11 protein-coding genes are annotated in these 13,575 nt (G+C 34.7%); 6 read left to right on the forward strand and 5 right to left on the reverse strand.

The features are described 5' to 3' along the window. Positions 1-10 precede the first annotated feature (10 nt). From ACR9EA_RS01990 to hsdR, 6 genes are all read left to right on the forward strand, one after another. Positions 11-259 carry a hypothetical protein gene (locus tag ACR9EA_RS01990; RefSeq protein WP_435136771.1) on the forward strand — a complete coding sequence of 83 codons (249 nt, stop codon included), beginning with the start codon at positions 11-13 and terminating at the stop codon, positions 257-259. Positions 260-792: 533 nt separating this feature from the next. Then, a complete protein-coding gene (locus ACR9EA_RS01995) occupies positions 793-1,677 on the forward strand; it encodes a hypothetical protein (RefSeq protein WP_435136773.1) in 885 nt (294 codons plus the stop codon). A gap of 130 nt (positions 1,678-1,807) precedes the next feature. Then, positions 1,808-3,262 (forward strand): N-6 DNA methylase, encoded by a 1,455-nt coding sequence (locus ACR9EA_RS02000; protein WP_435136776.1) that lies wholly within the window; start codon positions 1,808-1,810, stop codon positions 3,260-3,262. Further along, positions 3,259-4,473 carry a restriction endonuclease subunit S gene (locus ACR9EA_RS02005; protein WP_435136779.1) on the forward strand — a complete coding sequence of 405 codons (1,215 nt, stop codon included), beginning with the start codon at positions 3,259-3,261 and terminating at the stop codon, positions 4,471-4,473. Before ACR9EA_RS02000 ends, ACR9EA_RS02005 begins: the two co-directional genes overlap by 4 nt. After that, a complete protein-coding gene (locus ACR9EA_RS02010; protein WP_435136782.1) occupies positions 4,470-6,305 on the forward strand; it encodes an ATP-binding protein in 1,836 nt (611 codons plus the stop codon). The genes ACR9EA_RS02005 and ACR9EA_RS02010 overlap by 4 nt, the downstream gene beginning before the upstream one ends. Beyond that, positions 6,302-8,770, forward strand: coding sequence for an EcoAI/FtnUII family type I restriction enzme subunit R (gene hsdR, locus ACR9EA_RS02015; RefSeq protein ID WP_435136785.1), 2,469 nt, complete (start codon positions 6,302-6,304; stop codon positions 8,768-8,770). The genes ACR9EA_RS02010 and hsdR overlap by 4 nt, the downstream gene beginning before the upstream one ends. 519 nt (positions 8,771-9,289) lie before the next feature. Here hsdR and ACR9EA_RS02020 read toward each other — a convergent pair. The 5 genes from ACR9EA_RS02020 to ACR9EA_RS02040 all read right to left on the reverse strand — a co-directional run bounded on the left by ACR9EA_RS02020 (position 9,290) and on the right by ACR9EA_RS02040 (position 13,575). Then, on the reverse strand, positions 9,290-10,030 hold the full coding sequence (locus tag ACR9EA_RS02020) for an ISAon1 family transposase (RefSeq protein WP_435136788.1): 741 nt from the start codon (positions 10,028-10,030) through the stop codon (positions 9,290-9,292). A 256-nt stretch (positions 10,031-10,286) separates the two neighbouring features. Then, positions 10,287-10,526 (reverse strand): ISAon1 family transposase N-terminal region protein, encoded by a 240-nt coding sequence (locus ACR9EA_RS02025; RefSeq protein WP_435136791.1) that lies wholly within the window; start codon positions 10,524-10,526, stop codon positions 10,287-10,289. A 42-nt stretch (positions 10,527-10,568) separates the two neighbouring features. Further along, positions 10,569-10,757 carry a transposase gene (locus ACR9EA_RS02030; RefSeq protein ID WP_435139937.1) on the reverse strand — a complete coding sequence of 63 codons (189 nt, stop codon included), beginning with the start codon at positions 10,755-10,757 and terminating at the stop codon, positions 10,569-10,571. Between the two features lie 92 nt (positions 10,758-10,849). Continuing rightward, positions 10,850-12,103: a methionine adenosyltransferase gene (gene metK / locus ACR9EA_RS02035; RefSeq protein ID WP_435136794.1), complete on the reverse strand. Its 1,254-nt coding sequence runs from the start codon at positions 12,101-12,103 to the stop codon at positions 10,850-10,852. 245 nt (positions 12,104-12,348) lie between these two features. After that, a complete protein-coding gene (locus tag ACR9EA_RS02040; protein ID WP_435136797.1) occupies positions 12,349-13,575 on the reverse strand; it encodes an ammonium transporter in 1,227 nt (408 codons plus the stop codon).

A 13,575-nucleotide genomic window follows, 5' to 3' on the forward strand; every position in this document is an offset into this window, starting at 1 on the left:
TGAACAGATAATGAATTCAAAAAATTGGGCTGAATTATTAAAATATTCATCTCCTAAAAAAATTCTTGTTGTAAATGATAAGAATAAAATCATAGAGCTTACCTGTCCATTTAAGGTGGAAGCCAAGCATGATATTGCGGATCTTTATAAGGGTAAAATATATTATGTGGAGTTGGTTAAAATTTCAACAAGTATGGTAACTGTGTTTATTATAAATGGGGAGGCATACTATTATAGCCATTTTTATATTCTAGTTTAAAGTTTAGGTGTTTTATGCTGTATTTTGGATAGCCAAGCTTTTGAGACGGTTTTTACACGTTAAATAAAAAACCACTGAAAATGAAACAATTGTCATATAGAGGGCTGGCGTTTGTCAGTCCTTTTTATATTTAAGGTCTTTTTAATTTTTAGAAATATGACAATTTGTCGCAAGGTGTGTTCTGGAATAATTTTTAATGTTGCTGTTCGATAAGTTTTAATCAACAGTAATTAACACCATTATAAAAAACCATATTAAGGCTTATTATAGAGAGAGAATCTTTCTATTAGAATGTCAACTCAAAGTGATTGTTGAGAGGGCAGGTACATTCATCTTCAGAAATATAAGCTCCGTAAAAAGTTAGCTGACTTTAGCTAACGGAGTATTTCAAATTTATTAAAATTAAAGTCCCTATTTGGGCTGTTTAGGATTGAGTAATCCTTTACAATTTGTATTTAACCGTTTGTGTTTTTTTAAGCATCGGGGTTATATGCATTAACAATAATTGCACCATGTGCATTTATTATAATTTTATGAGTAATTTAAAAGAAAATGAGTATGAATTTATAAAATCATCAAAAGTAATAAGACATATTTTAAATCCTGCGGCAGCAGATATATTAGCAACATTAATTTATAAATATAAATACTGGGCTAAGGAAAATAAGTTGCAAAAGCATGATGGTGAGTTGTGGTTTTACATAAGTCTTTCAGATTTGGAAATCGAAACAAGTTATAAAGAAAGCGTATTAAAGGGCAGGTTGAAAGATTTAAAAGAAAGAGGATTAATTAAGACAAAACGACAAGGACTTAATAAGCCAAATTTGTATAGTTTGAAAGAGAAAAATATAATTGCCTATATAAAAAAGAATGAGCAAACATATAAGGATTGGGCAGAAGCCAAAAGAAAAGGTAAGTCTACAAACTCTAAAACTCTAGCAAAATCAAGGATAGATGAAAATCAACTCTCAGGAGAGGTAGATTTATACGGTCAAGACAAGTTAAAAGTAACTACAACTAATAACAAGAGTACTAAAAATAAAGTTTTTACTAACCCCAAGATTGGGGTGATTGATGAATTGGAATTGGATGAAAATTGGGAGTCTGAATTTGAGGCTCTTATAGAGGAATTTCAAGGTGTTTATGATAATGAATTAAAAGCTGAGTATGTGGATAGAATTTTTTCAAAAACACAGGAATTAAATCCGAATTTTCAAAAATTTAAAATGTCTGATAAGGATAAAGAATTAATTTTATCATTAAATGATAACTATGCACTTTATTCTGATGTGAAAGCTAGTAAAATTATGGATAATGCCAAAGCTATTTTAAGAGGCGATAAGAAATGTCGGTACGGTAATTTATTTGTTGGCTTAACGGAAATTATGGCAAATAATAGGGCTAAGTATAACAAGTAATTTATTTATTTCATTTAGATTAAAATTTAGTTCAAGAGTCTAGTGGTTTCTTTTAGAAATTAAAACCCAAGAAAGGGCAGTGTAATAGCTGCCTTTTTTTTATTTTAGAACCATAATATTAAATATAAGAATGTTCGAGCAAACTTTTAAAAATATAGATGATCTCCTGTATAAAGATTCAGGAGCAGATAGCGAGTTAGATTATATAGGGCAAACCTCATGGGTTATGTTTTTAAGATACTTAGACGAGCTGGAACAAGATAAGGCGGATGAAGCAGGGTTAAAAGGACAAGACTACCAGTATATTTTAGATGAAAAATATCGTTGGGGCAGTTGGGCGATGCCTAAAGATGCAGATGGTAAAGTAGACCACCATGTAGCCATGACGGGGCCAGATTTAGTACAGTTTGTAGATGGTGAGCTGTTTCCGTATTTGGCTAAATTTAAACAAACCGCTGAAAGTCCGCAGACTATAGAATACAAGATTGGTGAAATCTTTTCAGAACTTAAAAACAAAATCCAGAGTGGGTATAATTTGCGTGAAATTTTAGAGTATGCAGATGCCCTACCGTTTCGTTCTTCTAAAGACAAACATGAGCTAAGCCACCTGTACGAAACCAAGATTAAAAACATGGGCAATGCAGGTCGTAATGGCGGACAATATTACACTCCCAGACCGCTTATTAGAGCCATGATTAAAGTGGTTAATCCAAAAATGGGGGAAACAGTGTATGACGGTGCAGCAGGTTCTTGTGGCTTTTTATGTGAAGCTTACGAGTACATGAAAAACCGTATGGATAGGTCAACTACTAATTTTGAAACCTTACATGAGCATACCTTTTACGGCAAGGAAAAAAAGAACCTGGCTTATGTAATAGGTATCATGAATATGATTTTACATGGTATAGAAGCCCCAAACATTATACATACCAATACTTTAGGCGAAAGCTTAAGTGATATACAGGAAAAAGACCGTTACCATGTTATTCTGGCTAATCCACCATTTGGAGGTAAAGAACGCAAAGAAGTACAGCAGAATTTTGACATTAAAACAGGCGAAACAGCATTCTTGTTTATGCAGCACTTTTTAAAGAGTCTAAAAACAGGAGGCCGTGCAGCTGTAGTTATTAAAAATACCGTGCTAAGTAATACCGATAATGCCTCTGTAGCCTTACGTAAACTTATTTTAGAAACCTGTAACCTACACACCATTTTAGATATGCCAAGCGGTACTTTTTTAGGTGCTGGTGTAAAGACAGTAGTATTGTTTTTTGATAAAGGAGAACCTACTAAAAACATTTGGTACTACCAGTTAGACCCAGGGCGTAATATGGGTAAAACCAATCCTTTAAATGATAAAGATTTAGAAGCGTTTGTAGAGTTACAAAAAACGAAACCAGAAACAGAACAATCTTGGAACCTTAAGGTTAATGATATAGATGAAACCACCTGCGACCTATCTGTTAAAAACCCAAACACCCCAGAAGAAGCACCGTTGCGTACCCCTGAAGTGATTTTAGCGGAAATGGAAATTTTAGATGTTCAAACGAATGCTATTTTAAAATCTATTAAGGAGTTGATATGAGAGAGGGTTGGGAGTTAAAAACACTTTCTGAAGTGTATGACGTTAGAGATGGAACCCATGATTCTCCTAAGTATATAGATGAGGGCTATCCATTAATTACTTCTAAAAATTTGAAGGATGGGGTTGTTAATTTTGATAAGGTAAAATTTATTTCTGAAGAGGATTACTCCAACATAAACAAAAGAAGTAAAGTAAATGTAGGAGATGTTTTGTTTGCAATGATTGGAACAATTGGTAATCCAACGGTTGTCTTTGAAGAGCCTAATTATGCGATTAAGAACATAGCTCTTTTTAAAGTTAAAAGTAACAATAACAGTAATTTTTTAAAGTATTATTTAGAATCACCATATGTGGTAGATAAGATGCTTCTTGATGCAAAGGGGTCTACGCAAAAATTTGTTGGTTTAGGTTATTTGAGGAAATTTCCAATATGTATTCCACCATTAGAAGAACAACAACAAATCGTCGCCATTTTAGACCAAGCCTATACAGCTATAGACCAAGCCAAAGCCAATATTGAAAAAAATATTGAAAACGCTAAAGAGTTTTATCAGAATTGGACTTTTAATACAATTATAAAAGCTGACTGGGAGGCAATTAATTGGGGTAATATATGTGACTTTACACGTGGGCCATTTGGAGGAAGCCTAAAAAAATCAATGTTTGTAGAATCAGGATATGCTGTATATGAACAGAAACAAGCCATACACAATGATTACGATGCCTTAAGGTACTTCATAAACGAAGATAAATTTCAAGAAATGAAGAGGTTTGAGGTAAAGTCAGGTGATTTACTTATGAGTTGTTCAGGGGTTACTCTTGGAAGGGTTTCAGAAGTACCACCAAATGCACCATCTGGAATAATTAATCAAGCATTACTTAAGCTTACAACAAAGCCAAATTATATTATAAATGATTTTCTTGTAATTTGGATTAGAAGTAAAATATTTCAAGATTTGATATTTAAGGCTGCTGGTGGGGCTGCTCAACCTAATGTTCCAAGTGTGAAAATTTTAAAAAATATTAAAGTACCCTGCCCAACATTAGAAGAGCAACAAGTATTTGTAAAACTTCATGGTAAAGTATACGATTTTACCCAAAATTTAATAAATGGAAACGTTAGAAAATTGGAATCATTAGATGAACTCAAAAAATCCATACTTCAAAAAGCGTTTGCAGGGGAGTTAACTAATAAAGCGGTTGAGGTGTGAAAGTAAAACTTAGTCAAGCGGTAAAAATGTTTTTTGGTAATTCATCTTTAGAGATGGTTTATTTTGAAGCTATAGCTAATGCAATAGATGCAAATGCTACTGAAATAAATATTAAAATTTCAGTAAATGCTTTAAACCAGCCAGAAACATTGCAGGTAGAAATTACAGATAATGGGGATGGTTTTACTGATGAACGATACAAGAAGTTCTCAAAACTATTTGATGTTGATGAAAGTTCGCACAAAGGTCTGGGTAGGTTAGTCTATTTATGTTATTTCGAAGATGTAAAAATTACAAGCTATTACGATAAAGTTAAAAAAAGAACATTTGATTTTTCTGAAGGTTTTGAAGAGGGTAAATTTGATAAAACTAATGTTGAAGAAAGGGCATCAGGAACTAACTTTTTAATGACTAACTATACTCTCCAAAAAATAGCTAAAGGAGATTATGTTCAAGCTAAAAAAATTAAACAACGAATTTTAGAGGAATTTTATGCTCGTCTTTTTCAAATAAAAAAACAAGGTAATTCTATTTCGATAAAAATTGAATCAGTCATTGAAGGTAAGAAATCTAAATCTAAAATTGAAAATACAGATATTCCAGAATTCAAACAATTAGAGTTAGATAGTAGATTAGATTTAATACACAAATTCGATTTGTATTATTCGATAAAAAAAGTAGAACCGATTGATTCATCTTTAATAGCTGCTATTACTGTGGATAATAGAACGGTAAAAGTGGACTTAATATCAAAGGAAAATCAACCCATAGGTTACGAGATGGTTTTTTTATTGTATTCAGACTTTTTTAAAGGAAAAATAGATGCAGCAAGACAAAACCTTACAATTTCGCCTCAGGAATTAAAGGATATTCAAACCCTTTTTCGTAAAGAAGTCGTTTCTATAATTGAAAGTGAAATTCCAAAAATTAAGAATCGTAATAAGGATGTTCGTAACAATTTAATTAATAAGTATCCTCATTTAAGTAGTTATTTTGATACTGAAAATATCGGTTATGTGTCAAGAAATGAGATTTTAAACAAAGCTCAAGATCAATTTTTTAAAGAACAAAAAGAAATTTTAGAGGCATCTTCTTTAAATGACGAACAATTTCAAAAATCATTAGAGCTTTCATCAAAAGTGCTAACCGAGTATATTTTATTTAGACAATTGACTATTGAAAAACTCAAAAAGACAACTTACGCCAATAGCGAAGCAGAATTACATAAATTATTTGCTTCCATGCGTAAAGAAGGTAGGTTTGAAAAGAAGGATGCTGTTGATAATTTGTATAGAAATAATGCTTGGTTGCTTGATGATAAGTATATGACTTATGAAACTATCTTGAGCGATAGAGAAATGTGTGAGCTTGTAAAGGAAATTACAGAAGATGAAGTAGAATTTGATGAAAATAGACCAGATATAGCGCTAATTTTTTCAAATAATCCTGATAATAAAAAACCTTTTGATGTTGTTATTGTTGAATTAAAAAAGCGCGGGATTTCACTTGAGGAAAATATGAAGGTAATTACCCAACTTGAAAAGAGGGCAAGGAAATTAATGAAACATTATAATAATCAGATTCAGAGAATATGGTTTTATGGTGTTATTGAATTTAATGAAGATGTTGAAATGCAATTGGCTGGAGAATATACAGAGTTGTATTCGTCGGGTAAAATGTATTATAGAGAAACTAATGTGGCAATATCTTTAGAACCAAAAATAACATTGCCAATAGGTGTGTTTATTTGGGATATTGATGCGGTTGTTAATGATGCTGATTTACGTAATTCTTCATTTTTAAATTTAATAAAAAGTAAGTTTAAACAATGAACGAAGCACAAACCAGAATAGATTTAATAGATCCTGCATTGCGTGCAGCAGGTTGGGGCGTAGTGCCAGAAAGTAAAATTAAAGTTGAGGTTATTACTCTAGGGCGCATTATAGGTAAAAGTTCTAGAGGTGTAAACCGCAGAAAACAACCTTTGGCTTGCGATTATGTATTAGAGTATAAGGGTAAACGTTTGGCTGTAATAGAAGCTAAAGCTAGAGATAAGTATTACACAACGGGTTTGGGGCAAGCTAAAGATTATGCCGATAAACTAAATACACGATTTGCCTATTGTACAAATGGACTTCAAATTTATGGTGTAGATATGCAAGAAGGTACAGAAGGCGATGTTGCTAAATTTCCGTCACCAGACGCGCTTTGGGCTATGACCCATCCTACACCAACAGAAGACTATAAAGTAGAAATTGCACAATGGAAAGCACGTTTTGCAAAGGTGCCCTATGCGTTATTTAAAGGACAGTACCTACCGCGTTACTATCAACGTAAAGCCATAGAAAAGGCTTTAGATGCCATAGCAGAAAAAAAGAATAGAATTTTGCTTACCATGGCTACAGGAACAGGTAAAACGGCCACTGCATTTCAGTTATGTTGGAAGCTGTTTCATTCTAAATGGAACCTAAAACGCGATGCTTCCAGAAGCCCTAGAATATTGTTTTTAGCCGATAGAAATATTTTGGCAGACCAGGCTTTTAATGCCTTTAATGATTTTGATACGATAGATGAAAATATAAAAAAGCGTATCAGTCCAGATGAAATACGTAAAACAGGTAAAGTACCTAAAAACGGTAGTATCTTTTTTACCATATTCCAAACGTTTATGACAACTAGTCAACATGATGTTGAGGTCATGGAAGACGAGCTAGAATATGCTGCCGAACCACAACAAGTTTATGATAGTGCATCCTTTAATTTTGGACAATACCCTAAAGACTTTTTCGATTTTATTATAATAGACGAGTGCCATAGAGGAGGAGCTAACGATGAGAGTAGCTGGCGTGCCATTTTAGAATACTTCTCTCCCGCAGTACAGTTAGGGTTAACGGCAACACCAAAACGTGATGTAAACGGAGATACTTATGAGTATTTTGGAGAACCTATTTATACCTATGCCTTAAAAGATGGTATTAACGATGGTTTTTTAACACCTTTTAGAGTAAAACAAATTCGTACCAATTACGACGAGTATACGGTAACAGCAGATGATACCATAATTAGTGGAGAAGCAGAAGAAGGCGATGTATTTACCTATAAAGATTACGGTAGAAAGATTATAATAGATGCCATAGAGCGTTTTCGTGTTAAAAAGTTTTTAACTGAAATTAATCAAAATCATAAGACTTTGGTGTTCTGTGCTACTCAGGTACATGCTGCTGCTGTAAGAGATTTAATTAATCAGGAATGTGACAGTCGTAATACAAATTATTGTCAGCGTGTTACCGCAGAAGATGGCGCTATGGGAGAACAGGCTTTAAAGTATTTTCAGGATAACGAACGTATTATACCTACCATACTTACAACATCACAAAAATTAAGCACAGGTGTAGATGCTCCAGAAATTAGAAATATTGTACTGCTTCGTCCAGTTAATTCTATGGTAGAATTTAAGCAAATAGTAGGTAGAGGAACGCGTTTGTTTGATGGCAAAGATTATTTTACAGTATATGATTTTGTAGAAGCCCATAAACACTTCAAAGACCCTGAATGGGATGGCGATCCAATACCATCTGAACAAACAAAGGGAGATGGAACGCCTAGAACTTGTAACATATGTAACGAAAGACCATGTGTTTGTGAGCGTCCAGAACCAGAGCACTGTGAAACATGCGATAATACGCCTTGTATTTGTGAGCAAGAACCAGCGTCAATGATCCAAATTAAACTTTCAGATGGCAAAGTTAGAGAGCTTGATGCTACAGTAAAAACAACTTTTTGGGGTAGTGATGGTAAACAAATAGGGCAAGAAGAATTTATTGAACAATTGTTTGGTGACTTACCAGCGTTATTTAAAAGTGAAGAAGAGTTAAGAGCTATATGGAGTTTACCTAATACAAGAAAAAAACTTTTGGAAGAATTAAGTGAAATGGGCTATAGCGAGTCACAATTGGAAGATCTTAGAAACATGATACATGGAGAGGATAGCGATCTTTACGATGTGTTATGTTATGTAGCATATCAGTCAGAACTACTTCCAAGATTAGAACGTGCCAGTAGAGCTAAGGTTCAAATGAACGATTATAATTCTAAGCAACAAGAGTTTTTAAACTTTGTGCTGGATAAATATGTGGAAGATGGTGTTAATGAATTGGATGACTCTAAATTATCACCGTTATTAATCTTAAAATACAACTCTATAGCAGATGCTAAAAGAGAATTAGGTGATATAAAATCTATTAGAGAATCATTTATTGGCTTCCAGAGTCATTTATATGGAAATACGGCTAGTTAGTGGTATATTCCTTTTTCTTATAAAAAGAACCTGCTTTAATAAAATAGGTTTTAAAGTTATAAAAAGCTTTTGTTGTCAATAGTAATAGTTGTAAATTTAGAATTGTATTTTTAAAATAGTAAAAAAATTAATTTAAAGGTACACAATTAGGTAACTTAAAAATTGGAGACCCTCGTAAACAGCATAGATTCTGGAAAGTATAAACATATTTGTAATCCCGTCCAGACCGCAAAATTGCAAAAAGCTCCAAAAACTTGGAGCTTTTTTTTGCACATAATTTTAGTTGTGTTGTTTAGATAAACCTTGTGTTTATCTACGGTTTAAGTTGTTAAACCAATGAAAGGCTTTCCTTTTTTCAAACTTTGAAAATTGGGATGCTTTTTTGTTTTATGCCATTTTCAATGGGGTCAGGATTATTGGGGATCATGCTTAATTGTTGTGTTTAAGCATAAATTTGAGTTAATCTAAAAAGGAAGAATTCTACATTTTTAACACCTCTAAACTGGGCTCTAAAAGCTTTTATTTTGGCATTAAATGCCTCTGCCTTCTATTGATAAAATAATTCAAAATGGATCTATAGTTAATAGTTATCGTATTAGCTATGGTGTTGAAGGCTTTAAATCCTGTTTGTTCTACATGCCTATACCAGTGCGCTAACTTGGAGTAGGCCGTTTGTATGGAGGTAGCAGTATTGAATATGTTTCTTAATCCTTGTACTAAATCATAGGCTTTTTTGATATCCGGGTATTGTTCAAAGAGGATTTTGGATCGTATGTATTGATTTTGTGTCCAATCGTTTGGTGCTTTATAGAGTAGATATCTGCTTCTGGCCAGGAGCTGTTTTCTGGTATCTCCATTAGAAAAGGTTTTAGAGGAGAATTCTTTTTGAGTACCCTTAGCCTGTTTAATTTGTTCGTTTTCTAGGTCTATAGCTTCCCACCGATGTTTGATTCTAATATCCTGTAGAGCTTCCAGAGCTAGTTTTTGTACATGGAAACGGTCTGTGACCTGTATCGCTTTAGGGAAGCATTTTTTGACAATCATTTTCATTGTATGTGCCATATCCAAAGTAATCTCTTTTACCTTATCTCTAAGCGTTTTTGGTATTTTAAGCAGTTGTTCTATAATGGGTTCAGCTTTGGTTCCAGCAAGTATGGCTACAATGGCCCCTTTTTTACCTTTAGCTTTTTTATTGGTAATAATCGTGTAGAGTTCACCTTTGGATAGAGCGGTTTCGTCAATAGATAGGTGTTTGCCCATGTTCTGGGGAAAGATGAGTCATTCTTTAGCATGGGGCTTATCTTTCCACGCTCTAAATTCACTTAGATAATCTCGATATTGTCGTTGTAACTTCTTGCCATTAACCCCATAGAACTTACCAATGGCATGACAATCGTTAGCCTTAGTAGTTATTAAGTGCTTTTAAAAAAGCAGCGAACTCTACAGTCATGCGAGTTCCCTGTGCTACTAAATCCCAATTTCTATGCACGGCCTGTCCGGTAGTTTTGTCTAGCCATCAACGACGTTTAATGTGTAGATACACGTTTTTACCACGAACAGGAAAATCCTGGACCGTTATTGCTTTATGAAAGCCGTGTGAAATAATTATCTCAGAGGAAAACTCTTTTGGGATATCATGCTTTTCTTCAAAATAAAGATGAAGAATGTCTTTGTTTATTTCATGCTTAGCAATATCAAAATGCGTAATTAATGGTTCTGGTAAGAATACTTTTAGTAGGTTAATATATGGATCCAATACAATCGGTTTTTAAAACAAAGATCTAACTATAAATTCAATTTAAACACAACTTTTGAGATTGATCCGAAAGAACTCTTTATTTCTAACACCTCTAAGTTGCATTCTAAAGGCTTTAATTTTAGCATTAAATGATTCTGCCGAGGCATTTGTACTTCTATTAGTAAGTGTTTTAGGGAGTAGGAACTGAATTAAGCAGCTAACAAGTGAAAAACTAATTTTATAAAGCAGAAAGCCCTTTCGGTGTTATAACGGAAAGGGCATTTTATATAAAGTATTTGACTTCTAATCTTTAGCTGTCGGGTCTTAATTCAAAAATCAAATTATAGTCCAAAAGCCGCTTTTACTAGGTCTACATAGTCTAGTTTTTCCCAAGTAAACAGTTCTACGTCTAAGGTGATAGGCTCGCCGTTAGGTTGCGAAAAAGTTTTGGTTACTGTTTCGCTAGCTCTACCCATATGGCCGTAAGCTGCCGTTTCGCTATACATAGGCTGACGAAGTTTTAGGCGATCTTCTATAGCGGCAGGGCGCATATCGAATATTTCGGTAACTTTTTTAGCAATTTCGCCATCAGTCATATTAAAAGGGCATGTGCCGTAAGTGTTAATATAAATACCCATAGGCTCTACTACGCCAATAGCATAAGAAACTTGTACTAGAACTTCTTCGCAAACGCCAGCGGCAACTAAGTTTTTCGCAATATGTCTTGTGGCGTAGGCAGCACTGCGGTCTACCTTACTCGGGTCTTTCCCAGAAAAAGCACCGCCACCATGTGCACCTTTTCCGCCGTAGGTATCTACAATAATTTTTCTACCTGTTAAACCGGTATCGCCATGTGGTCCGCCGATTACGAATTTTCCTGTTGGGTTAATATGGTATTTAATATTGTCGTTAAAAAGGGCTTGTAGATGTTCTGGTAATTTTGCGATAACACGCGGAATTAAAATTTTAATAATATCCTCGCGAATTTTAGCCAGCATAACGTCGTCTGTACCAAAATCGTCGTGTTGGGTAGAAATTACAATGGCGTCTATGCGCTGTGGTATGTTGTCATCGCTATACTCTATAGTCACCTGACTTTTAGAGTCTGGGCGTAAGTAGGTGATATCTTTATTTTCGCGTCGTAAAGCAGCAAGTTCCTTAAGGATTAAATGCGAAAGGTCTAAGGCTAGGGGCATGTAGTTCTCGGTTTCGCTGGTAGCGTAACCAAACATCATTCCTTGGTCTCCTGCGCCTTGCTCTTCTTTTGTAGCTCTATCTACACCACGATTAATATCGTCTGATTGCTCGTGAATGGCAGAGATAACACCGCAAGAATTGCCATCGAACATATATTCGCCTTTAGTGTACCCTATTTTATTGATGGTTTCTCTGGCTATTTGTTGTACATCTAAATAGGTTTTAGACTTAACTTCGCCTGCAAGTACCACCTGTCCGGTAGTTACTAAGGTTTCGCAAGCGACTTTAGATTCAGGATCGAAAGCTAGGAAATTATCTATTAAAGCGTCGCTAATTTGATCAGCAACTTTGTCTGGGTGTCCTTCAGACACGCTTTCTGAGGTAAATAAATACGCCATAATAATATGTATAAATAAATTAAATATGGAGGTGGATTTGACGAAAACGTCTCAGGAAGTATGCACTGTCCTTTAGCATTTTTTATTGAGGTTGCAATCAGTCAAATCTTTCCTCTAAATTGTTCGGGCAAAAGTACATATAATATTGTAACTACAAAAGCCTCTGCAAGTAAACCTTAAAATAAAAAAACGCCTTCTGATTATTAGTGAAGGCGTTTTGTGTATATGTGTTGAACAATGTTGTATTAATGTTCGTTCAATCTGAAATCTGGGTAAGCATCCATACCGTGTTCGTGAGCATCTAAACCCTCTAGTTCTTCGCGTTCCGAAACGCGTATTCCTACTGTTTTCTTTAAGATGAAGATGATTATGAATGAAGAGATAATACAAATGCCAGCATAACAAAGCACACCAATTAATTGGGTGATAAAGCTGTGCTCTGGATTGGTTGAAAAAATACCAACAGCTAAGGTACCCCAGATACCGCAAACTAAATGTACGGCTATGGCTCCTACAGGATCGTCTAATTTTAAAGTATTATCGACAAAGCTTACCGCTAAAACAATTAAAAGTCCAGCTATGGCTCCTATTATAATAGCACTTGTTGGAGTTACTACATCAGCTCCTGCTGTAATACCAACCAAGCCGCCAAGAATACCATTTAAAAACATGGTAAGGTCTAAATTTTTGTACATAGCGGTAGAGGTTAGCATGGCAACAACACCTCCTGCTGCGGCAGCTAAACATGTAGTTACAAGAACAAGCGATGTAGACGCAGGGTCGGCCGATAGTACAGAACCTCCGTTAAATCCGAACCAGCCTAACCAAAGAATTAAAACTCCTGCGGTAGCCAACGGAATGTTGTGTCCTGGTATGGCTTGTGGTTTTCCATCCTTAAATTTACCTATTCTGGCTCCTAAAAGACAAACGGCTACAACAGCAGCCCAACCGCCTACAGAGTGTACAAGGGTAGAACCTGCGAAATCATGAAATCCCATTTCGTCTAAAAATCCGCCGCCCCATTTCCAAGATCCGGCGATAGGATAAACTAAGCCTACATATATTAAGGTAAAAATCATGAACGGAACAATTTTAATACGTTCGGCAACAGCTCCAGATACAATGGTTGCGGCAGTAGCAGCAAACATGCCTTGGAATAAAAAGTCGGTCCAGTAGGTATAGCCTTCATTGTAAGCTAAATCTAAAGTGCCTTCGGCTGTTAGTGGTGCATCTAGTCCGAATCCGGCAAATCCTAAAAAGCCGTTAAATTCTCCTGGGTACATTAGGTTAAAGCCTACTAAGCAGTAAAGTAGTAAGCCAATGGTTATGATAAAGATATTTTTAAATAAAATATTAAGAGTGTTTTTTTGTCGAGTTAGACCAATTTCAAGAAATGCAAACCCTAAGTGCATAAAAAATACCAGGGCTGTACAAATCATCATCCATACATTATTTGTTGTTAATAATTCCAT

It is taken from the genome of Formosa sp. A9, from assembly GCF_051200825.1.
In the GTDB taxonomy this organism is placed as follows: domain Bacteria; phylum Bacteroidota; class Bacteroidia; order Flavobacteriales; family Flavobacteriaceae; genus Formosa.